Below are 20,640 nucleotides of genomic sequence, written 5' to 3'. Positions count from 1 at the left end.
TGCTGTTCGTCAGGAAGATGCCGCGGGCGTATCGGTCAGGCGATCTGGCGCACATCCTCCGCGAGTGCGCGGTAGGACAAGGCCTCGGCGAGATGCAGCCGGCCGATCCTGTCCGCATGATCGAGATCGGCCAGCGTGCGCGCCACCCGCAACACGCGGTGATAGCCGCGCGCCGACAGCCGCATGGTCTCGGCGGCGTCGCGCAGCAGCTTCTGGCCTTGCGCATCCGGTTTGGCAATCTCCTCCAGCACCGAGGCCGGCGCTTCGGCATTGGTGCGAACCTTCGGCAGGCCGGCGTCCGCGTAGCGGGCGAGCTGGATATCCCGCGCCGCCGCCACGCGCGCGGCGACTTCGGCCGAGCCCTCTGCGGGCGGCGGCAGGATCAAATCGGCCGCGGTCACCGCGGGAACCTCGATGCGCAAATCGATGCGGTCCATCAGCGGCCCCGAGATGCGGGCCTGGTAGTCGCCCGTGCAGCGATCGATGCGGCCGCGCTTGCAGGCATAGCCGGGCTCGAACGCATTGCCGCAGCGGCAGGGATTCATCGCCGCGACCAGCATGAAGCGTGCGGGATAGGTGACGCGGTGATTGGCGCGGGACACCGAGACCTCGCCGTTCTCCAGCGGGTGGCGCAGCGAATCCAGCACGCGCGGATCGAATTCGGGGAGCTCGTCGAGGAACAGCACGCCCTGATGCGCGAGCGAGATCTCGCCGGGCCGGGCGCGCATGCCGCCGCCGGTGAGCGCAGCCATGCTGGCGGAATGATGCGGCGAGCGAAACGGCCGCCGCGCCGTCAGTGCGCCGCCCTCGATCTCGCCGGCAACAGAGGCGATCATCGAGACCTCGAGCAACTCGCCCGGTGACAGCGGCGGCAGGATCGAGGGCAGGCGTGCCGCCAGCATCGATTTGCCGGCGCCGGGCGCGCCGATCATCAGCAGGTGATGGCCGCCGGCGGCCGCGATCTCCAGCGCCCGCTTGGCGCTCTCCTGGCCCTTGATGTCGCGCAGGTCGAGCGGCGAGCTTGCTGCTTCATGCACCTTCGGCACAGGCCGCGACAGCACCTGCGTTCCCTTGAAATGGTTGGCTATCTGGATCAGCGAACTTGCGGCGATGATCTGGATGTCCGGGCTCGCCCATGCCGCTTCCGAGCCGCAAGCCGCCGGACAAATCAGCCCCTCCTCGCGCACATTGGCGCCGATCGCGGCGGGAAGAACACCGGCCACCGGCGCGATCGATCCGTCGAGGCCAAGCTCGCCCAGAACGGTGAAGCCGGACAGCGCATCCGGAGGGATCGCGCCGATCGCCCCCATCAGGCCGAGCGCGATCGGCAGGTCATAATGGCTGCCCTCCTTGGGCAAATCGGCGGGCGCGAGATTGACGGTGATCCGCCGCGCCGGCAGCGCCAGCCCCGAGGCGATCAGCGCCGAGCGGACCCGCTCGCGCGCCTCCGACACCGCCTTGTCCGGGAGACCGACGATCGCGAAGGCCGGCAGACCGGGCGCGACCTGCACCTGCACGTCGACCGCGCGGGCCTCGATCCCCTCAAAGGCGACGGTAGAAACCCGCTGAACCATGCCCGAACCAGCCTGCCCTTTTGCACAATTCGGGGTAGCAGAGCGGGCCAATTCTTGCAAGAACAATACAGGAACGGGTCGAGGGGCGCCGGAAGGTCCTAACCAATCGTAAACACGACGAAGACACTACGCCTCGAATGCAAGCTGCTCTGCTCAGCACATTCCAACGAATGTCCGCTACTCCTAGGGGTGCGGGATGGGCCGTGGTCTAACGGGTGAACAATTCAAATGCTTGCAAATCGCCGGAGAAGCGAACGACGGATGTGCACGCGGCTCGCCAAGATTCATTTTGGCGCGGGTTCGCTGCCGCGGGACTGCACGATCACGGATATTTCGGATGGCGGCGTGAAAGTCGTGGCGGAATTTCTGGAAGTGCCGCCGCAATTCACCATCATCTTCGCGCCCGACTATTCCCGGCAGTGCCGCCTGCGCTGGCGCATCGGCTGCGAGTTCGGCGCTGAATTCACCGACTGAGCTTTCGGAAGCGCCCCGCCTTAACGGGACTTTAGCGTTAATCGGTAAGCATCTCTGATCAGTCGCCGAGTGATCAGAGTATGTCCAAGCGTTTGTCCGTCGCCTCTCTTCCGGCGAGATATCTGTTTTCCGCGCTTCTGATCCTGGCCCTCGGCGGCTGTCAGACAACCGGCATCGAGGACATCACCGGCGCGCTCGGCGGAAAGTCGGACACGGCTGGCAGGGCCGAGGCCAAGCCGGACGTGAAGCCGGACATGGATGCGCTGCGCGAGCGCTATCGCGCCAAGCCTGGCGATCCCAACGTCGCGCTCGAATACGGCAAGGCGTTGCGCCAGACCGGCCAGCGCGCGCAGGCGCTCGCGGTGCTGGAGCAGGCCGTGCTCGCCCATTCCAGCAACAAGGCGCTGCTCGCCGGCTACGGCCGTGCGCTCGCCGACAGCGGCAGTTTCCAGCAGGCGTTCGACGTCCTCGGCCGCGCGCATTCGCCCGAGGATCCCGACTGGCATATCCTGTCGGCGCAAGGCGCCGCGCTCGATCAGCTCGGTCGCAACGAGGAGGCGCAGCAATATTACGCCGCCGCGCTGAAGATCGTGCCGGACGAGCCGTCGGTGCTGTCCAATCTCGGACTGTCCTACATGCTGCAGAACAATCTGCCGCGGGCTGAGGAAACGATGCGCCGGGCGCACGAGCGCAATCCCGCCGATTTCCGCGTGCGCGCCAATCTCGCGCTCGTGCTGGGACTCGAAGGAAAGCAGGCCGAGGCCGAAGCCATCGTGAAGGCGGACCTGCCGCCGGATCAGGCGGCGGCCAAGGTCACGGCGCTGCGGCAGTTGCTGGTGAAGAAGCAGCAGCGGGCGGAGAAGTAACTCGCTCGCGCGCGTCAGGATGCCGTGTCAGGAAGCCTTGGTCCGAACGCCTTGCTCAGAACGCCTTGCTCAGGATGCCTTGCGATGCGGGGCTGACCCGCGACCCGACCTGCCCTTCAGCTTCTTCAGCAGCGGCCCGAGCAGCGAGCGCTTCGGCTTCTTCACTTCGCCCCGCCCGGCGAGGCGGTTCGCCATGTTCTGGAACAGCTCGGTGGTGCGGTGGCTCTTGGAGACCTCCGCGATCATCTGGCCGTTGTTGGCCGCGGTCGAGAACAGCTTCGAATCGAACGGGATCACCGCGATCGGCTGGCTCTCCATGGTCTTGGCGAAGGCCTTGACCTCGATCTCCGCCCGCTTGGGCATGCCGACCTGGTTGATGCAGTAGAGCGGCGGCCGGTCGTTCGGCCGCGCCGCCTTCAAGACGTTCAGCATGTTCTTGGTGTTGCGCAGGTTCGCAAGATCGGGCTCGGCCACGATGACGATGTCGTCCGCGTTGACCAGCGCGCGACGGGTCCAGCCCGACCATTGATGGGGAACATCGAGCACGATGCAGGGCGTGGTCATGCGCAGCGTGTCGAACACCGCGTCAAAGGCCTCCGCGCCGAAATCGTAGACGCGGTCAAGGGTGGCGGGCGCAGCAAGCAGGCTGAGACGCTCGGTGCATTTGGAGAGCAGACGCTCTATCAGGGCCGTGTCCGGCCGATCCTGCGACAGCACCGCATTGGCGATGCCTTGCACCGGGTCCTGGTTGTAGTCGAGACCCGCGGTGCCGAAGGCGAGGTCGAGATCGATCACGACGGAATCGAGCGCGAGGTCGCGGGCGATGGTCCAGGCCACATTGTGCGCGACGGTGGAGGCACCGACACCGCCCTTGGCCCCGACCACCGCGATGACGCGGCCGGTGATGATGGTTTCGGACGCCGAGAACAGGCTGCAGATCGAGCGGACGACGTCGAGCGTTTCGACCGGTCCCACCACATAGTCGTTGACGCCGCGGCGGACCAACTCGCGATAGGGCGCGGTGTCGTTGGGATTGCCGATCACGACCACACGGGTGCCGGGATCGCAGACGCCGGCGAGGTCGTCGAGGCCCTCGAGGATGTCGCGGGTGCCGTCGGATTCGATCACGATGACGTTCGGCGTCGGCATCGTTTCATAGACTTCGATTGCCGCCGCGAGGCCACCGTCCTTGGCCGTGAGATGCGCCTTGGCGAGACGGCGATCCTGCCCGGCCGCGGTCACCGCGGCGAGCGTCTGCGCGGTCTCGCAAAAGGCTTGCACGGAGATGCGAGGAACCGGCGCAATGTGTTCCTCGGGGTGCTGCGGATCGTCCGCTTCTTCGTCGTGGACGCGTGTCATCTGCCTGTATCGCTGAGTTTGGCCTTGTCGGCGTCTGGATTGCTGCTCGCGATCGGCGTGCCCTTGCGATAGCGCTCGAAGGCCATGTCACGCCGTGCGTTATAGACCGGCGTCTCGGACCGCGGCTGCTCCAGGTCGGCCGGATTGTCGATCATGGCCGCGAGGTTGCGCTGGCTGGCGCAGCCCAGATTGAAATAGGGCCGGTTCTCGTTGTAGCCGGGGTCGAGGATGGAGGGGCCGATATCTTCCGGCCACAGCCCGCAGGGGCCGGCGACCGCGGCGATCCGGGAATAGCTCAGGCGGATGGTGGGCAGCAGCCCTGGATCCTCGGGCCGATAGGGATGCTGGACGATGGCACGCGATGGCACGCCGACGGATGCGAGCACGGAACGGATCTCGTGATAGGTCGCCGCCGCCGCGCGCGAATTCGCCGCGTTGACCGGGACGTCGACCACGACCGAGCCGGTGCCTTCGCGCACCCAGTCCCGGGCAATGCCGGCGACGTCCGCGTGCTGCGCGGCCGAGAGGCCGCCGCGAGCCTTGCCGACGAAGATCACGATCGACTTCTTGGCTTCCTCGACCGCGATCGGGTGACGCTGGCGATAGTCGGTCGGCACCGTCTGGGTGACGATCTCGCCGGTGGTGTTGCAGGCGCCCAGCATGACGGAGAGCCCCGTCAGTGCCAGCGCGACGCTCAACCCGCGACGTCGATCGGCCATGGTCTTCGTCATCGCTTCATCCCCTCGTGCCCCGTCTCTTGCCCCGTTCCCCAACCTGTCCGTTCGTCGTCAGTCGATGATGAAGCCGAAATCGCCGGGCGTGCCCGCGATCGGATCGACGCGGCGCGCGACGCCATAGAGGCGGTTCATGCGACCGAGCAGCGCCGTCTGGGCGTCAGACGCCGGGGCGAAGCCGTCGTCGGGGCGGGACAGCTCCTTCTGAGCCACCGCGCGCACCACATAGGGCGTCACGATCACCATCAGCTCGGTTTCGTTGTTGACGAAGTCCTGGCTGCGGAACAGCGCGCCGATGATCGGCACCTGGTCGACGCCGGGCAGGCCGTTGATCGCCTGTTTGGTCTGCTGCTGGATCAGGCCGGCCATGGCCATCGAGCCGCCCGAGGGAATTTCCAGCGTCGTTTCGGCGCGGCGGGTCTGGATCGAGGGGATGGTGATCGAGTTGGTCGAGCTCGACGACAGCGCCTGGGTCACCGTGATGGCGCTTTGGTTCGACAGCTCGGACACCTCGGTCATCACCCGCAGGCTGATCCGTCCCTCGCTCAGCACGACCGGGGTGAAGTTCAGGGAGATGCCGAACTTCTTGTAGGTGATCTGGGTGGTGCAAACGTGGGTGACGGGATCGCAGGCATAGCCCGAGGGAATGGGGAATTCGCCGCCGGCGATGAAGGTGGCGGATTCGCCGGAGATCGCGGTCAGGCTCGGCTCGGCGAGCGTGCGCATGACACCGGCACTTTCCATCGCGCGCATCGTGGCGCTGACGGTCGCGAAGCCTTTGGTGAGACCGGCGACACCTAATCCGTTGTTGCTGACGATCGGTCCGCCGCTGACCGAGAACGGGTTGGAATTGTTGAAGTTCACCACCGCGGTGCCGGCGTTCAGACTGGCGCTGAGATCGACGCCCAACTGCTTGACGATATCGCGGCGCACTTCGCCGACGACGACCTTGAGCATCACCTGGTCGCGGCCGCGCACGATGATGTTATTGACCACCTTGTCGGAGCCGCCGACCAGTTTCGCGGCGACGTCGCCGGCCTGCTGGGCCTCGACCGGGCTCGATACCGAGCCTGTCAGCATCACGCTGTCGCCGACGCCTTCGATCTGCACGCCCGGCAGCGACTGGCGCAGCGCCGTGCGCATGCCGTTGAGATCGCGCTTCACCGCGATATCGTAGGCGGCGACCTGCTGGCCGTCTGCGGCGAAGAACACGACGTTGGTCTGGCCGACCTGTCCGCCGATGATATAGGCGCGTTGGGCCGAGCGGATCACGGCATTGGCGATCTTGGGATCGGCGACCAGCACGTCCTTGACGTCGCGCGGCAGGTCGATGACGGCGGACTTGCCGACGCCGAGCGACAGGAAGCGCGTCTTCGCCGGCGCGATCGTCCCGACCGGCGAAACATCGAGATCGGCTGCCTGCATCGGCGCCTGGTCGCCGACCGGCGCATCTGCGGCGCTGACGACATCGGGGGCTGCGAGGAGCCCCAGGGTCAGCATCGTCCCCGTCCAGAACGAGCGCGCGCGATTCCCCCGAATGCGCATGCCCGTCCGATCATCCCCGTAGTTCATCATGTCCCCATCACTTCTGTGACGTCAGTTGCCGCGCCTGTACGCCGTAGCGGATCACGTTGACCCCGCCGGACCGCTTGCTCGCCTGGTCCTCGGGCGTGCTGTCGACCGAGTTGGCATCGACGATGCTGCGCAGCGCGAGTGTCAGCGTGCCGCCCTGGCGCGCTGCCGATAGCGCGGCGACCTGGTCGGGTTTAAGCTCGAGCGTGACGGTCCTGCCGACGACGGCGTTCTGGCCGTCCTTTTCCTTCGGCGCCTGGTCGATCGCGAGCACGCGGATATTGGTCAGGATCGCTTCGGATAGGATGAGGTCGTTACCGGCGGCCCCGTCAGGATTCTTCAGGCGGCGGGTCAGCATGATGTCGACGCGGTCATTCGGCAGGATGAAGCCGCCGGCGGCAGTCTCGGCTGAAATCTCGGTGGAGACGGCGCGCATGCCCGACGGCAGGATCGCGGCCATGAAGCCGGAGCCGTCGGCCCTGACCAGCTTCTGCTCGCGGATTGGCTCGCCCTGCATCAACGGCACGCGTGCGATCGAGCCTGCAATCTGGATCTGCGCCTCGGGCCTGTTGTCGCGGCGGATGAAGGCGCTGCTCGCGGTCGCCGCCGGCCAGAGCTGCCATTGCAGGTCCTCGGGCTTCACGGCTTGACCGAGCTGGATGTCGTTCTTGGCGACCAGGACCTCGACCGTCGGCAGCTTCTCGGCGACGGGGAGAACGGGCGCGGGCTTGTTGTCATAGCCGCTCGCCAGATACGCAGCGACGCCGCCGGCGCCCAGTGCGATGACGAGAACGACAATGCGTGCGGTGTTCATACGCTTCTACTCTACGCGGGGCACTCGAACCGCACCTGGCGGGCTCCCCGACATCGATGAGTAGGCAGCAAAAGTATAAGCGGTGTTGCGAGGCCGAATGTGATCGACGGCCGCGCTGTGGTCTTTCGGCAGATGGTGAACGTCGCGTTAGCCGGTCGGCCACCGGCCCCGTAGTTTCACGCAGTGCGGCCACTGCGTTCGAATGATGCGCGCGGCGTCATGATGAATGGGTGGTTAGTGGTGTGTGGGGTGATGCCGCGCATGCATTACGTAGCCTGGATGGAGCGAAGCGCAATCCGGGGCCGCTGAACATGATGTGGCATCCCGGATTTCGCTGCGCTCCATCCGGGCTACGGGCCGGCGGCTACTTCGCGCGCTTTTGCTCGATCACGTCCCAGAGCTTTGCGGCAACGTCCGGTCCGCCGAGCCGCGCGATGGCGCGGATGCCGGTCGGCGAGGTCACGTTGATCTCGGTGAGGTTGCCGTTGATGACGTCGATGCCGACGAACAACAGCCCGCGCTCGCGCAGCGCCGGGCCGACGGTAGCGCAGATCTCGCGCTCGCGCGGCGTGAGCTCGGTCTCCTGCGCAGCGCCGCCGCGCACCATGTTGGAGCGGAGGTCGTCGGCGGCCGGGACACGATTCACCGCGCCCGCGAACTCGCCGTTGATCAGGATGATGCGCTTGTCGCCGTGCTTCACCTCGGGGATGAACTGCTGGATCACCCAGGCTTCCTTGAATGTCACCGAGAACATGTCGAACAGCGAGCCGAAATTCATGTCCTGCGGCATCACGCGGAACACCGCAGCGCCGCCATGGCCGTGCAGCGGCTTCATGACGACGGCGCCATGCCTGTCGCGAAAGGCGTTGATCTCGTCGAGATCGCGCGAGATCAGCGTCGGCGGCATCAGCTGCGGGAAGTTCATCACGAACAGCTTTTCCGGCGCGTTGCGCACCGATGCGGGGTCATTGACGACGAGTGTCTTCGGATGGATGCGTTCGAGAAGGTGCGTCGAGGTGATGTAGGCGAGGTCGAACGGCGGATCCTGGCGCAGCAACACCACGTCGAAGCTGTTGAGCGCCTCGCGCCTGGGTTCGCCCAGGGTGAAATGATTGCCGGGCTCGTCGCGCACGGTGAGCAGCTGAACCGGAGCGACGATTTCCTCGCCGACCATCGAGAGCTTGTCGGGCGTGTAATAGGACAGGCCGTGGCCGCGCTTCTGCGCCTCCAGGAGCAGCGCAAAGGTGGAATCGCCCTTGATGTTGATGCGGGCGATGGGGTCCATCTGGACGGCGACGTTCAGTTTCATGGTCTGCCTTTCAGGTCGAGGCGTCGAATGCCGCCAACACATGGCGTGGAAGTCGTTTCGGCGCAATCAGCATGGCATCGAATCGCATTTCAAATTCCGCATGCTCGGGATGCGCGACGAGCCAGCCTTGCGCGGCATCGATGATGCGCTGCTGCTGGCGCGGCGTCACGGCGAAGGCGGCGTCGTCCAGCGTCGCGCGCGCCTTGACCTCGACGAAGGCGATCAAATTGCGGCGGCGCGCCACGATGTCGATCTCGCCATGCGGCGTGCGGTAACGTTTGGCGAGGATGCGGTAGCCCTTGGCCATGAGATAAGCCGCAGCGCGGCTTTCCGCAGAGATGCCGGTGTGGAACGCGGCGACGCGCTCGGGCGAGGCGATTTTCGGTTCCGACGGGACGTCAGTCTTCGCCATCGCCGCCCCGCAGATCTTTGGCAAGCTCAAGCGCGCGGGCATAGACCTCGCGGCGCGGCCGGCCCGAGAGGGCGACCGCATGCGCCACCGCATCCTTGACGCTGTTCGCGGCAAGCTGCTCACGCAGGACGTCGTCGAGCGCATCCGATGTCAGCATCTCGGCATCCGCCGCAGGCGGAGCGATCACCAGCACGAATTCGCCGCGCGTCTCCAGCGTGTCGGCATCGCGCGCCAGCTCACGCAGCGTCGCGCGCGAAATCTGCTCGTGCAGTTTGGTCAGCTCGCGGCAAATCGCGGCTTCCCGGGTCCCCATGATCTCGGCGAGCTCGGCGAGCGTGTCCTGCACGCGGTTGCCGGAATCGAACATCACCAGCGTCGCATCGATGCGCGCAAGCTCGGCCACGCGCGACTTTCGCGCGGCGGATTTCGAAGGCAGAAAGCCTTCGAAGAAGAAGCGGTCGGTCGGCAGCGCTGCGACCGATAGCGCCGCCAGCACCGAGGACGGGCCGGGCAGCGCGTAGACCGCGTGGCCGGCGGCGCAGACCTCGCGCACCAGCTTGTAGCCGGGGTCCGAGATCAACGGCGTGCCGGCATCCGACACCAGCGCGATCGAGCCGCCCTGCGAAAGCCGCTCCAGGATCTTCGGACGGGCCGCTTCAGCGTTGTGCTCGTGATACTGCTTGAGCTGCGCAGAGATGTCGTAGCGCTCGGTCAGACGCCGCGTGATGCGGGTGTCCTCGCAGGCGATGACGTCGACCCCGGCGAGGGTCTGCAGCGCCCGCAGCGTGATGTCACCGAGATTGCCGATGGGGGTCGCCACCAGGTGCAGGCCAGGCGCGGCCTTCGGCGCGACAAGCCGATGGGCGTCGACGGAGAAACCGCGCGAGGCGGCCTCCGTCGTCTCAGGTGTGTTTGTCGGGGACGGCTTTGCGCGCATAATCAGACGAACTTAGGTATGATCCCCGGGGCTGGGAACCGGTCCCCGGAAAAAGATCGTGCCTGGGCGAGGCAAGGGGCGAGGCAGGACTGGAATGTGATCCATTCGGCATCACATTCCCCAGGGAATGAAGCGTCAGCGCCATATTCGCGGCGGAAACGCCGCCTTGATGCTGGGTGACGGACGGCGGACAGCTAGCCAGAACTTGAAAGGAAGCCGCGTTAAGCGGGCATTATCCTTTTGTTTGAGTTAACTATTTGCCGACAATATGCCTGAATCCATGGCCGGTGTCGTGGAAAGAATGTCGTGACCGGCTGGCGACGGTCGGTCGGAAGAGAAACTGTCATGACGGGCCCACGTGATCCCAGATCCTCCTTTTCGGAGGAGTCTCCCGTTCAGGGGCCCCTGATGTCAGGGGCGACGCGGCGAAGCGCGCTCGGTCTGTTGCTCGGCGCGCCGCTGCTGTCGGCCTGCGCCGGCGTGCAGCAGAGCCTGAGCCAGTTCTCCAATCCGTTCAGCAGTTCCTCCCCGCCTCCGGCCCAGCCGGCCGGCCCGCCGCAACAGGCGACGACCGCCGGCACCGGCGGGGTGAAGGTTGCCGTGATCCTGCCGCTGTCGGCATCTGGCAATGCCGGCCTTGCCGCGCAGTCGATGCGCAACGCCGCCGAGATGGCGCTGGCCGAGTTCCAGAATCCCAACATCCAGCTCCTGATCAAGGACGACAATGGTAGCCCGCAGGGCGCGCAGGCCAGTGCGCAGCAGGCGGTCGATGAGGGCGCCGAGATCATCCTGGGGCCGCTATTCGCGCAGTCGGTGCCTGCGGTGGCGCAGATCGCGCGCACGCGCGGCATCCCGGTGATGGCGTTCTCGACCGATTCCAGCATCGCCGGCCGCGGTGTCTATCTGCTGAGCTTCCTGCCGGAGTCCGACGTCAACCGCATCGTCGAATATTCCGCCAGCATCGGGAAGCGCTCCGTCGCCGTGCTCGTGCCCGACAATGCCTATGGCAATGTGGTCGAGGCCGCGGTGAAGGCGGCGGTGCCGCGCCGCGGAGGGCGCATCGTCGCGTTCGAGAAATACGGCGCCGATCGCGCCACGCCGGCCCGGACCGTGGCGCAGCAGCTCGGCAGCGCCGATGCGCTGTTCATCGCCGATGATGGCGACGCCGTCGTCTCGGTCGCCGATGCGATGAGCGCGGCGGGTGCGAATCTGCGCAATATCCAGCTGCTCGGCACCGGCCTGTGGGATAGTCCGCGCGTCTATGCCAGCTCCAACTTGCAAGGCGGCCTCTACGCCGCGCCGGACCCGGCCGGCTTCCGCGCCTTCTCCGGCCGCTATCGCACCAAATATGGCGCCGAGCCCGTGCGCACCGCCACGCTTGCCTATGATGCGGTCGCCCTGGTGGCCGCGCTGGCGCGTACGCAGGGCACGACGCGCTTTTCGTCGGACGTGCTCACCAATCCCTCCGGCTTTGCCGGCATCGACGGCCTGTTCCGCTTTCGCGCCGACGGCACCAATGAGCGGGGCTTGGCGGTGATGAAGGTCACGACCGGCGGCGGCGTTGCGGTCGCGGGCTCGCCGAAGAGCTTTGGGGCGTAGCTGTTTCCTCGACGTCGTCGGGCTTTCGCCAGGACGACGATGGAGAGACTTTACGCCGCGAGATCCGCGACCACCGCGTCCAGCACCGGAAAACCGCTGCTCGTCACGCGCAGCCGTCCCGTTGCATCCACCGTGATTGCACCTTCTTCGCTCAGCAGCGTGATGCGCTTGGGATCGAGTGAGCGGCCGGAGAGCGCTTTGTAACGCTCGGGGTCGATGCCCTCGGCGAGGCGCAATCCCATAAGCAGGAATTCGTCGGCGCGCTCTTCGCTGTTGAGGAGATCGTCGGTGACGACGCCGTGGCCGTTGGTCTCGACCCGCATCAGCCAGGCTTCGGGGCGCTTCTCGGTGGCGGTCGCGTGCCTGATACCGTCGATGTCGAGGCGGCCATGGGCGCCGGGGCCGATGCCGGCATATTCTTCGCCGCGCCAGTAGACCAGATTGTGCCGGCACTCGGCGCCGCGCCGCGCGTGATTTGAAATCTCGTAGGCGGGCAGGCCGAGCCTGTCGCAGGTCTCCTGCGTGACGTCGTAGAGCGCGCGTGCGACCGCTTCATCCGGCGTCTTCAGCTTGCCGGCTTGATGTAGGCCGAAGAACGGCGTGCCTTCTTCGATCGTCAATTGATAGAGCGACAGATGCTCGGCCGCCTCGCCGATCGCGAGACGCAATTCATCGGCCCACATCGCCGGCGTCTGGTCGGGACGGGCGTAGATCAGGTCGAACGAATAGCGATCGAACGAGCGGCGCGCGATAGCGACGGCATCGAGGGCCTCGCGCGCGCTGTGCATGCGGCCGAGCGCTTTCAGCGAGGCATCGTCGAGCGCCTGCACGCCGAGCGAGACGCGGTTGACGCCGGCGGCGCGATAGCCGGCGAAGCGCGTAGCCTCGACGCTGGTCGGGTTTGCCTCCAGCGTGACTTCGACGTCTTTCGCCACGGTCCAGTGCTTGCCGATGGCGTCGAGCACAGCGCCGACGGTTGCAGGCTGCATGAGCGAGGGCGTACCGCCGCCGAGAAAGATCGAGGTGACTTCGCGTCCGGGCGCGCGCTGGGCGGTCGCAGCGATTTCGCGCGCGAATGCTGACGCAAACCGCGGCTCGTCGATCGGGGCGTGGCGAACGTGGCTGTTGAAGTCGCAATAGGGGCACTTCGACAGGCAGAACGGCCAGTGCACGTAGACGCCGAAGGCTTCCTTAGCGCGGCTCAAGGCAGATCTCCGCCAGTTTCACGAAGGCGCGGGCACGATGCGACAGGCCGAGACCGAGCGGCGGCAGGCCGTGCTTCTCGATGCTCTCCATCTCGCCGAAGGTGCGGCTATGGCCGTCGGGCAAAAACATCGGGTCGTAGCCGAAGCCGGCGGTGCCGCGCGGCGGCCACACCAGCGTGCCGTCGACGCGCCCCTCGACCTCTTCGAGATGATCGTCGGGCCATGCAACGCAGAGCGCGGAAACGAAGTGCGCCTTGCGTTTGGCCGGCGTGGTCGCGCCGCGCTCCTGCAACAGACGCTCGATCTGCGCCATCGCTGCGGCAAAATCCTTGTTCGGGCCGGCCCAGCGCGCCGAGTAGATGCCGGGCGCGCCGTCGAGCGCGTCGACCACGATGCCGGAATCATCGGCGAAAGACGGCAGCTTCGTTGCCTGCGCCGCCGCGATCGCCTTGATCGCGGCATTGCTGCGGAAATCGTTTCCGGTTTCTTCCGGCTCGGGAAGGCCGAGCTCGCCGGCCGACACTGCTTCGATGCCGTAAGGCGCGAGTAGCTCCTTCATCTCGGCGAGCTTGCCGGGATTATGGGTCGCGATAACCAGCTTTCCGGTGATTCGGCGGTGCATCGGGCTATTGACTACGCTACCGCCAGTTTCTGCAAGTCCACGAGACGCGCGACGCCCTTGCGCGCCAGCGCCATCAACGCCAGGAACTCGGCTTCCGTGAATGGCTCGCGTTCCGCGGTGCCCTGGACCTCGATGATGCGGCCATCGCCGGTCATGACGAAATTGGCGTCGGTGTCGGCTTCGGAGTCCTCGGCATAGTCGAGGTCGAGCACGGGCGTGCCCTTGTAGATGCCGCAGGAGATCGCGGCGACGTTGTCGCGCAACACATTGGCCTTGACCATGTTGCGCGCCTTCATCCAGCTGACGCAATCGGCGAGCGCGACCCAGGCACCGGTGATCGAGGCGGTGCGGGTGCCGCCGTCGGCCTGGAGCACGTCGCAATCGACCGTGATCTGGCGCTCACCGAGCGCTTCGAGATTGATGATGGTGCGAAGCGAGCGGCCGATCAGGCGCTGGATTTCGACGGTGCGGCCGCTCTGCTTTCCGGCGGAGGCCTCGCGGCGGGTGCGTTCCGAGGTCGCGCGCGGCAGCATGCCGTATTCGGCGGTGACCCAGCCGCGGCCCTGGCCCTTCAGCCATGGCGGCAGGCGGTCTTCCAGCGTGGCGGTGACCAGCACGTGGGTGTCGCCGAATTTCACCAGGCACGAGCCTTCCGCATATTTGACCACGCCGCGCTCCAGCGTCACGGGGCGCAATTCGTCGGGCGCACGGCGGCTTGGCCGCATGGGAAATCCTCCAAAACTCTCAAAAAAGTGCTGTTGGCGGTGCTTGTAGGGGGGGTGAGGGTGGGCGGCAAGGGGGAAGATCGAGGCCTTCTTCACCCCCGATTTCCAATCCGCCAACGCCACGCTTGTCAGAAGCATCCGGGATAGACAAATTACCTGTGTCTTAGAGGAGTTACCGTCTGTGGCCCATCACGATCCGATCCATCTGATCGCGCCGCGCGCGGGCCTCGCCCAGCTCAACGAGCGTTCCCGCGACATCTTTCGTCAAATCGTCGAAAGCTATCTCGCGACCGGGGAGCCGGTGGGCTCGCGCAATATTTCGCGCCTGATTGCCATGCCGCTTTCGCCGGCCTCGGTCCGCAACGTCATGGCCGATCTGGAACAGCTTGGCCTAATCTACGCCCCGCACACCTCCGCCGGCCGATTGCCGACGGAACTTGGCCTGCGGTTCTTCGTCGATGCCCTGATGCAGGTCGGCGACCTCAATGACAGTGAACGGCAGGCGATCCAGAGCCAGTTGACCTCCGTCGGCCACGCGCAATCGGTGGAGGCTGCGCTCGAGGAGGCATTGACGCGGCTCTCCGGCCTGACCCGCGCCGCCGCCGTCGTGCTGACGCCGAAATCCAATGCGCGGCTGAAACATATCGAATTCGTCCGCTTGGAACCGGAAAAGGCATTGGTGATCCTGGTCGGCGAGGACGGGCAGGTCGAAAATCGCGTGTTGACGCTGCCGCCGGGAGTTCCATCCTCGGCGTTGACCGAAGCCGGCAACTTCCTCAATGCCCGCATTCGGGGCCGGACCCTGGCCGAGGCGCGGCTGGAGCTCGAGACCGCGCTCGGAGAGGCGCGCACCGAGCTCGATCAGCTGACGCACAAGGTGATCTCGGCCGGCATCGCCAGCTGGTCCGGCGGCGAGAACGAGGATCGTCAGCTCATCGTCCGCGGCCACGCCAATCTGCTCGAGGATTTGCATGCGCTGGAGGATCTCGAGCGCGTTCGCCTGCTGTTCGACGATCTCGAGACCAAGCGCGGCGTGATCGACCTGCTCGGCCGGGCCGAAACCGCGGAAGGCGTGCGGATCTTCATCGGCAGTGAGAACAAGCTGTTCTCGCTGTCGGGTTCGTCCACCATCATCTCGCCCTATCGGGACGCCGCCGGCCATATCGTCGGCGTTTTGGGCGTGATCGGGCCGACGCGGCTGAATTATGCCCGCGTGATCCCCACCGTGGACTACGCTGCCCGCATCGTCAGCCGGCTCTTGGGGGGCTGACCGGCGGCCGGGCCGATCACGGGCGCTTGATTTTCGCCGCCCGAAGCACGATATCCGGGCCAGAAACCCCCTGAGACGAATGCGAAAAGAGAGCCGATGACCGATCGAGACCGGCAACCCGAAGACACGAGTGCTGCGGCCGGCGAGCCCGTGGTGTCAAAACCCTACATCATGCCCGACGATCCCGAGCCCGGCTCCGTCGAGCTTCTGCAGAAGGAAGTCGCCGAGGCGCGCGACCGCATGCTGCGGACGCTGGCCGAAATGGAGAATTTGCGCAAGCGGACCACCAAGGAGGTCGCGGATGCCCGCCTCTACGGCATCACCGGCTTTGCCCGCGACGTGCTCGACATCGCCGACAACCTGCAGCGCGCGCTCGATGCCGTTCCGGCCGAAGCCCGTGCGGCGGCCGATGCAGGCCTCGCCTCGCTGATCGAGGGCGTCGAGCTGACTGAGCGCTCGCTGCTCAGCGCGCTGGAAAAACACGGCGTGAAGAAGTTCGACCCCTCGGGCCAGAAGTTCGACCCGAACTTCCAGCAGGCGATGTTCGAGGTGCCCGATGCGTCGGTGCCCGCAGGCACGGTCGTGCAGGTCATGCAGGCCGGCTACACCATCGGCGAGCGCGTGCTGCGTCCCGCCTTGGTCGGTGTCGCCAAGGGCGGCGCCAAGGCTGCGCCCGCTGCCAACAGCAACGAGCCGAACGGCGCGGCCAACTAAGTCGATCCTCATGGCGAGGAGGCGCGTCAGCGCCGTCTCGAACCATGCAGGCCGCGCTGCTGCAGCGCGGCCTTCATCCTTCGAGACGCGCGCGAAGAAGCGCGCTCCTCAGGCTGAGGGTCTTGCAGTTTTTTGACCGGGCCTACGCGCTCGCCGCGATATCCGCGGACTGAATCCGCTTCACGCCGGCCTTTGCCATGTCGGCCCAGGCTTTTGCCAGCGAACCCTGATTGTCGATGCCGCGGCAGGCGTCTTCCACCACATAGACCTCGAAGCCCGCCTTGCGCGCGTCGAGCGCGGTCCAGGCGACGCAGAAATCCGTCGCCAGCCCCGCGACGAAGACGCGCTTGATCTTGCGCGCCTTCAGATAGCCGGCGAGACCGGTCGAGGTCTTGCCGTCGGCTTCGAGGAAGGCCGAATAGCTGTCGACGTCCTTGTGAAAACCCTTGCGGATGATGAGCTCGGCGTGCGGGATCGCAAGGTCTTTCGACAGCGCGGCGCCGTCGGTGCCCTGCACGCAATGGTCGGGCCACAGCACCTGCTTGCCGTAGGGAAGATCGACGGTCTCGAACGGCTTCTTGCCGGCGTGGACTGACGCGAAGGAAATATGGCCTTGCGTGTGCCAGTCCTGCGTCATCACCACGTTCGAAAATGCTTTCGAGATCTTGTTGATGACGGGCACCACCTGCTCGCCTTCCTTCACGGCGAGGCTGCCGCCGGGCAGGAAGCAATTCTGCACGTCGATCACGAGCAGCGCGGATGCATCGTCCGGCTTGATCGATGCCGCTGCCAGAATTGCGGTTGGCGCGAGCGCCACGAGCGCGCTCGTCCCGAGCGCCGCCAAGACTTGTCGCCGATCCAGCATCATTCGCCTCCCTCCAGGATGAACTCAACGGAGGGGGAGCCTAGTTCCGTTCGTATACGAACAGAAGCCCGAAAATGCAGCCGGCTTTGGTGAGTGGTTGGGCTTGAGCCGCGGGTTCGGTGCACCTCTCCCGCTTGCGGATGCTGCTAGCCCTTCGGCTGGATGCCGTCGCGGACCGCGCGGAAGCGGGTGAAGGCGGCCGGCCATTGCTCGCGCGGGGCGCTGGCGATGATGCGCAGCGAGGCGCCGCCGCTGCTGAAGCGGATCCACTGCACCACGGTCACCGGCGTCTTGTCCTTGCCGCTGACGCCGTCGATCCGGGTCTCGAAACCCTGCTGGCCGCTGATGCGGATCGGCTCGGACATGGTGACGCGCGACTCGCGCACGCCGGGAATCTGGAGCGCCGCCTCTTGGGCGAAGCGGGCGCGGTCGTCGGCGGCTTGCGGTGTGGCGCCAATCACGCCGAGGATGATAAACGGCTTCGATTCATAGCCGGAGCTCTCGTCGCCGTCGGCCAGGATGATACTCGAGCCCGGCGCCAGCGTGCGGACGTCCTTGAAGTCGGCGAGATCGGTGATCTTGAACGGCATCAGTGCGATCTGCTCTTCGGCCGAGACCTGCTTCCGGGTGACGACGCTCGCGAACATCTGCCGCACCGCCTCGTCGGTGTAGATCTTGATCGCATTCTCCGGAATCTGCACCGCGACGTAGCCGGAGAAGCCGGCGCCCGGCACGATCATCGAATAGCGCCGCACTGGCGTCTCGCCCGCCTTGCCGCTCTCCGTGGTGAAATAGGCCACGCCCGCGGGCGTCTCGATCTTGTCCTGCTTGACGCCGTTGGTGCCGGCCGGGTTGGAGTTGAAGGCGCTCACGACCTCGCCATAGGCGGCCGGCGGCAGCTCCGTGATCAGCACCTTGACGTTGCCGTCCTCGCTCTCGAAGCCGGGAAAGGTCTTGGCCGTGCTGAGGCCGACCAATGGCACCATGCCGAGGCGCAAGCCGGGTGGGAAAACGGCGTCGGCGGCCAGAGCCGGAAGCGTAGAGGCGACGAGGAGGGCGAGCGCGGCGAGGGGGCGGATCAGCTTCATGGGCACTCTGATTGGTTCACATTGAGGCCGTTCGATGGTGGCCAGCCGGCCGCTTTGTCGCGCGAGGCAGCCCGAGGACGAGCCCGGCCGGCTGCCCGCCTTTAACGGTTTTGGTCTGGCCGCAACAGGGCGGGGCGGGATGCGGTAGCGGATGCCGGCCAATCGCGGACCTGTTAATAATTCCTCACCCGCAAGGGCGGTGCAGCCCGGATATGTTCTTCCAAAACCCAATGTTTTCACGGCCGAAACTTGCGTTCGGTCCTTGCAGGCACCTCCCCCCCTCCTATATGACCCCCAACCATCGCAATATCGCGAATGTTTGATCTTAGGGGGTTTCGGTTCGGGTGCCTTCTGGGCCCAGCCAGCCTGCCGCAAAAACAAGGATACAGGACCATGGGAAAGGTCATCGGGATCGACCTCGGCACCACGAATTCGTGCGTCGCCGTAATGGATGGCAAGAACGCCAAAGTCATCGAGAATTCCGAAGGCATGCGCACGACGCCTTCGATCGTCGCCGTGACGGACGACGGTGAGCGCCTCGTCGGCCAGCCGGCCAAGCGCCAGGCCGTCACCAATCCCGAGCGCACGTTCTTCGCAGTGAAGCGCCTGATCGGCCGCCGCTACGACGACCCGATGGTCGAGAAGGACAAGAAGCTCGTTCCGTACAAGATCGTGAAGGCTTCCAACGGCGACGCCTGGGTCGAGGCCGACGGCCAGACCTACTCGCCCTCGCAGGTCTCGGCGTTCATCCTGCAGAAGATGAAGGAGACCGCGGAAGCCCATCTCGGCCAGAAGGTCGACCAGGCCGTCATCACCGTGCCCGCCTACTTCAACGACGCCCAGCGCCAGGCGACCAAGGACGCCGGCAAGATCGCGGGCCTTGAAGTGCTGCGCATCATCAACGAGCCGACCGCGGCCGCGCTCGCCTACGGCCTCGACAAGACCAAGGCCGGCACGATCGCCGTGTACGATCTCGGCGGCGGCACGTTCGATATCTCGATTCTCGAAATCGGCGACGGCGTGTTCGAGGTGAAGTCGACCAACGGCGACACCTTCCTCGGCGGCGAAGACTTCGACATGCGCCTGGTCGGCTATCTCGCCGACGAATTCCAGAAGGAGCAGGGCATCAACCTGCGCAACGACAAGCTCGCGTTGCAGCGCCTAAAGGAAGCCGCCGAAAAGGCCAAGATCGAGCTGTCGTCGACGACGCAGACCGAGATCAACCTGCCCTTCATCACCGCGGACCAGACCGGCCCGAAGCATCTGACGATGAAGCTCACCCGCGCCAAGTTCGAGGCGCTGGTCGATGACCTCGTTCAGAAGACCGTCGAGCCCTGCCGCAAGGCGCTGAAGGATGCCGGCCTCACCGCCGCCGAGATCGGCGAAGTGGTGCTGGTCGGCGGCATGTCGCGCATGCCGAAGGTCCAGGAAGTCGTGAAGCAGCTGTTCGGCAAGGAGCCGCACAAGGGCGTCAACCCAGACGAAGTCGTGGCGATCGGCGCCGCGATCCAGGCCGGCGTGCTTCAGGGCGACGTCAAGGACGTGCTGCTGCTCGACGTGACCCCGCTGTCGCTGGGCATCGAGACTCTGGGCGGCGTGTTCACCCGCATCATCGACCGCAACACCACGATCCCGACCAAGAAGAGCCAGGTGTTCTCGACCGCCGAGGACAGCCAGAACGCGGTCACCATCCGCGTCTTCCAGGGCGAGCGTGAAATGGCGGCCGACAACAAGATGCTCGGCCAGTTCGACCTGATGGGCATTCCGCCGGCCCCGCGCGGCATGCCGCAGATCGAGGTGACCTTCGACATCGACGCCAACGGTATCGTCAACGTCTCGGCCAAGGACAAGGCCACGTCCAAGGAGCAGCAGATCCGCATCCAGGCCTCCGGCGGTCTGTCGGAAGCCGACATCGAGAAGATGGTCAAGGACGCCGAGGCCAATGCCGAGGCGGACAAGAAGCGCCGCGAGGCCGTGACTGCCAAAAACGACGCGGATGGACTGGTGCATTCGACTGAGAAGGCACTGGCCGAGCACGGTTCGAAGGTCGCCGAGACCGAGCGCCGCGCCATCGAGGATGCCGTCAGCGACCTCAAGGAAGCGCTGAAGGGCGACGATGCCGAAGCGATCAAGGCCAAGACCCAAACGCTGGCCCAGGCTTCGATGAAGCTCGGCGAGGCCATGTACAAGCAGCAGGCCGAGGCCGACGCCAAGAAGGATGCGGCCAAGGACGACGTCGTCGACGCGGAATTCACCGAAGTCGACGACGACAAGACCAACAAGAAGTCCGCCTGAACCCCGCGAGGGTGATGATGCGGACGGCTTGGACCCTCCACACGCCAACGGCCTCCTCCCTCGCGGGGGAGGCCATCGTGTCGGGCTCGACAAGCCAAGGCACTGATAAAATCGGCACTGATAAAATCGGGGCCGTTACGATCGATCAATTCCCAGCCGTTATTCTGAACACTGCCGTGCAATCCTCTGCCGCGAGGCGGAAGGGT

At 65.8% G+C, this 20,640-nt stretch carries 19 protein-coding genes; 6 read left to right on the top strand and 13 right to left on the bottom strand.

Annotation, left to right across the window (positions count from 1 at the left end):
• Positions 1-35: 35 nt before the first annotated feature.
• A complete protein-coding gene (locus IVB13_RS06780; RefSeq protein ID WP_247488070.1) occupies positions 36-1,574 on the bottom strand; it encodes a YifB family Mg chelatase-like AAA ATPase in 1,539 nt (512 codons plus the stop codon).
• 228 nt (positions 1,575-1,802) lie between these two features.
• Between IVB13_RS06780 and IVB13_RS06775 the strand changes: the two genes are divergently transcribed.
• Together IVB13_RS06775 and IVB13_RS06770 are read left to right on the top strand one after the other, a co-directional pair.
• Complete coding sequence (locus IVB13_RS06775) at positions 1,803-2,048, top strand: PilZ domain-containing protein (protein WP_007598461.1); 246 nt, start codon at positions 1,803-1,805, stop codon at positions 2,046-2,048.
• 80 nt (positions 2,049-2,128) lie between these two features.
• A complete protein-coding gene (locus IVB13_RS06770; protein ID WP_018459619.1) occupies positions 2,129-2,914 on the top strand; it encodes a tetratricopeptide repeat protein in 786 nt (261 codons plus the stop codon).
• A 69-nt stretch (positions 2,915-2,983) separates the two neighbouring features.
• Here IVB13_RS06770 and IVB13_RS06765 read toward each other — a convergent pair whose 3' ends face one another.
• The 7 genes from IVB13_RS06765 to rsmI all read right to left on the bottom strand — a co-directional run bounded on the left by IVB13_RS06765 (position 2,984) and on the right by rsmI (position 10,051).
• Positions 2,984-4,273, bottom strand: coding sequence for an AAA family ATPase (locus IVB13_RS06765; protein WP_018459618.1), 1,290 nt, complete (start codon positions 4,271-4,273; stop codon positions 2,984-2,986).
• The gene (locus tag IVB13_RS06760) at positions 4,270-5,004 is read right to left on the bottom strand and encodes a pilus assembly protein CpaD (protein WP_018459617.1); all 735 of its coding nucleotides are present in this window, start codon (positions 5,002-5,004) and stop codon (positions 4,270-4,272) included. The genes IVB13_RS06765 and IVB13_RS06760 overlap by 4 nt, the downstream gene beginning before the upstream one ends.
• Positions 5,005-5,061: 57 nt before the next feature.
• Positions 5,062-6,579 (bottom strand): type II and III secretion system protein family protein, encoded by a 1,518-nt coding sequence (locus tag IVB13_RS06755; RefSeq protein ID WP_026233853.1) that lies wholly within the window; start codon positions 6,577-6,579, stop codon positions 5,062-5,064.
• 10 nt (positions 6,580-6,589) lie between these two features.
• Positions 6,590-7,393 (bottom strand): Flp pilus assembly protein CpaB, encoded by an 804-nt coding sequence (cpaB, locus tag IVB13_RS06750; protein WP_018459615.1) that lies wholly within the window; start codon positions 7,391-7,393, stop codon positions 6,590-6,592.
• A 364-nt stretch (positions 7,394-7,757) separates the two neighbouring features.
• A complete protein-coding gene (gene gshB / locus IVB13_RS06745) occupies positions 7,758-8,702 on the bottom strand; it encodes a glutathione synthase (RefSeq protein WP_018459614.1) in 945 nt (314 codons plus the stop codon).
• Positions 8,703-8,712: 10 nt separating this feature from the next.
• Positions 8,713-9,114: a YraN family protein gene (locus tag IVB13_RS06740; RefSeq protein ID WP_018459613.1), complete on the bottom strand. Its 402-nt coding sequence runs from the start codon at positions 9,112-9,114 to the stop codon at positions 8,713-8,715.
• On the bottom strand, positions 9,101-10,051 hold the full coding sequence (gene rsmI / locus IVB13_RS06735) for a 16S rRNA (cytidine(1402)-2'-O)-methyltransferase (RefSeq protein WP_018459612.1): 951 nt from the start codon (positions 10,049-10,051) through the stop codon (positions 9,101-9,103). Before rsmI ends, IVB13_RS06740 begins: the two co-directional genes overlap by 14 nt.
• A gap of 408 nt (positions 10,052-10,459) precedes the next feature.
• Here rsmI and IVB13_RS06730 point away from each other — a divergent pair, with 408 nt between their 5' ends.
• Entirely contained in the window at positions 10,460-11,650 is a 1,191-nt protein-coding gene (locus tag IVB13_RS06730; RefSeq protein ID WP_018459611.1) for a penicillin-binding protein activator, read from the top strand.
• Between the two features lie 50 nt (positions 11,651-11,700).
• On the opposite strand, the gene hemW is transcribed toward IVB13_RS06730, so the two are convergent.
• The 3 genes from hemW to rph are packed head-to-tail and all read right to left on the bottom strand — an operon-like array spanning position 11,701 to position 14,202.
• The gene (hemW, locus tag IVB13_RS06725) at positions 11,701-12,855 is read right to left on the bottom strand and encodes a radical SAM family heme chaperone HemW (RefSeq protein WP_247488068.1); all 1,155 of its coding nucleotides are present in this window, start codon (positions 12,853-12,855) and stop codon (positions 11,701-11,703) included.
• Positions 12,842-13,477, bottom strand: a complete 636-nt coding sequence (rdgB, locus tag IVB13_RS06720; RefSeq protein WP_018459609.1) for an RdgB/HAM1 family non-canonical purine NTP pyrophosphatase — start codon at positions 13,475-13,477, stop codon at positions 12,842-12,844. Before rdgB ends, hemW begins: the two co-directional genes overlap by 14 nt.
• 11 nt (positions 13,478-13,488) lie before the next feature.
• Positions 13,489-14,202 (bottom strand): ribonuclease PH, encoded by a 714-nt coding sequence (rph, locus tag IVB13_RS06715; protein ID WP_007598482.1) that lies wholly within the window; start codon positions 14,200-14,202, stop codon positions 13,489-13,491.
• Between the two features lie 181 nt (positions 14,203-14,383).
• Between rph and hrcA the strand changes: the two genes are divergently transcribed.
• Together hrcA and grpE are read left to right on the top strand one after the other, a co-directional pair.
• Positions 14,384-15,472 carry a heat-inducible transcriptional repressor HrcA gene (gene hrcA / locus IVB13_RS06710; protein WP_007598483.1) on the top strand — a complete coding sequence of 363 codons (1,089 nt, stop codon included), beginning with the start codon at positions 14,384-14,386 and terminating at the stop codon, positions 15,470-15,472.
• A 96-nt stretch (positions 15,473-15,568) separates the two neighbouring features.
• Positions 15,569-16,186, top strand: a complete 618-nt coding sequence (gene grpE / locus IVB13_RS06705) for a nucleotide exchange factor GrpE (RefSeq protein ID WP_085349936.1) — start codon at positions 15,569-15,571, stop codon at positions 16,184-16,186.
• 142 nt (positions 16,187-16,328) lie between these two features.
• Here grpE and pncA read toward each other — a convergent pair whose 3' ends face one another.
• Both pncA and IVB13_RS06695 read right to left on the bottom strand, forming a co-directional pair.
• The gene (gene pncA, locus IVB13_RS06700) at positions 16,329-17,051 is read right to left on the bottom strand and encodes a bifunctional nicotinamidase/pyrazinamidase (RefSeq protein ID WP_026233851.1); all 723 of its coding nucleotides are present in this window, start codon (positions 17,049-17,051) and stop codon (positions 16,329-16,331) included.
• Between the two features lie 146 nt (positions 17,052-17,197).
• On the bottom strand, positions 17,198-18,139 hold the full coding sequence (locus tag IVB13_RS06695; protein ID WP_018459606.1) for a hypothetical protein: 942 nt from the start codon (positions 18,137-18,139) through the stop codon (positions 17,198-17,200).
• 393 nt (positions 18,140-18,532) lie between these two features.
• On the opposite strand from IVB13_RS06695, the gene dnaK reads away from it, so the two are divergent.
• Positions 18,533-20,434, top strand: coding sequence for a molecular chaperone DnaK (dnaK, locus tag IVB13_RS06690; RefSeq protein ID WP_007598490.1), 1,902 nt, complete (start codon positions 18,533-18,535; stop codon positions 20,432-20,434).
• The last annotated feature ends 206 nt before the right edge of the window (positions 20,435-20,640 follow it).

The organism is Bradyrhizobium sp. 17 (genome assembly GCF_023073515.1).
GTDB classification, from domain to species: domain Bacteria; phylum Pseudomonadota; class Alphaproteobacteria; order Rhizobiales; family Xanthobacteraceae; genus Bradyrhizobium; species Bradyrhizobium canariense_D.
Note: the sequence above shows the minus strand (reverse complement) of the source record. Positions and strands in the feature narration are given on the sequence as shown.

What these genes read in the sequence shown, in the direction of transcription:
- IVB13_RS06780 (WP_247488070.1), bottom strand. Translation starts at nt 1,574, where the DNA reads ATGGTTCAGCGGGTTTCTACCGTCGCCTTTGAGGGGATCGAGGCCCGC.
- IVB13_RS06775 (WP_007598461.1), top strand. Translation starts at nt 1,803, where the DNA reads ATGCTTGCAAATCGCCGGAGAAGCGAACGACGGATGTGCACGCGGCTC.
- IVB13_RS06770 (WP_018459619.1), top strand. Translation starts at nt 2,129, where the DNA reads ATGTCCAAGCGTTTGTCCGTCGCCTCTCTTCCGGCGAGATATCTGTTT.
- IVB13_RS06765 (WP_018459618.1), bottom strand. Translation starts at nt 4,273, where the DNA reads ATGACACGCGTCCACGACGAAGAAGCGGACGATCCGCAGCACCCCGAG.
- IVB13_RS06760 (WP_018459617.1), bottom strand. Translation starts at nt 5,004, where the DNA reads ATGACGAAGACCATGGCCGATCGACGTCGCGGGTTGAGCGTCGCGCTG.
- IVB13_RS06755 (WP_026233853.1), bottom strand. Translation starts at nt 6,579, where the DNA reads ATGAACTACGGGGATGATCGGACGGGCATGCGCATTCGGGGGAATCGC.
- cpaB (WP_018459615.1), bottom strand. Translation starts at nt 7,393, where the DNA reads ATGAACACCGCACGCATTGTCGTTCTCGTCATCGCACTGGGCGCCGGC.
- gshB (WP_018459614.1), bottom strand. Translation starts at nt 8,702, where the DNA reads ATGAAACTGAACGTCGCCGTCCAGATGGACCCCATCGCCCGCATCAAC.
- IVB13_RS06740 (WP_018459613.1), bottom strand. Translation starts at nt 9,114, where the DNA reads ATGGCGAAGACTGACGTCCCGTCGGAACCGAAAATCGCCTCGCCCGAG.
- rsmI (WP_018459612.1), bottom strand. Translation starts at nt 10,051, where the DNA reads ATGCGCGCAAAGCCGTCCCCGACAAACACACCTGAGACGACGGAGGCC.
- IVB13_RS06730 (WP_018459611.1), top strand. Translation starts at nt 10,460, where the DNA reads ATGTCAGGGGCGACGCGGCGAAGCGCGCTCGGTCTGTTGCTCGGCGCG.
- rdgB (WP_018459609.1), bottom strand. Translation starts at nt 13,477, where the DNA reads ATGCACCGCCGAATCACCGGAAAGCTGGTTATCGCGACCCATAATCCC.
- rph (WP_007598482.1), bottom strand. Translation starts at nt 14,202, where the DNA reads ATGCGGCCAAGCCGCCGTGCGCCCGACGAATTGCGCCCCGTGACGCTG.
- grpE (WP_085349936.1), top strand. Translation starts at nt 15,569, where the DNA reads ATGACCGATCGAGACCGGCAACCCGAAGACACGAGTGCTGCGGCCGGC.
- pncA (WP_026233851.1), bottom strand. Translation starts at nt 17,051, where the DNA reads ATGCTGGATCGGCGACAAGTCTTGGCGGCGCTCGGGACGAGCGCGCTC.
- IVB13_RS06695 (WP_018459606.1), bottom strand. Translation starts at nt 18,139, where the DNA reads ATGAAGCTGATCCGCCCCCTCGCCGCGCTCGCCCTCCTCGTCGCCTCT.
- dnaK (WP_007598490.1), top strand. Translation starts at nt 18,533, where the DNA reads ATGGGAAAGGTCATCGGGATCGACCTCGGCACCACGAATTCGTGCGTC.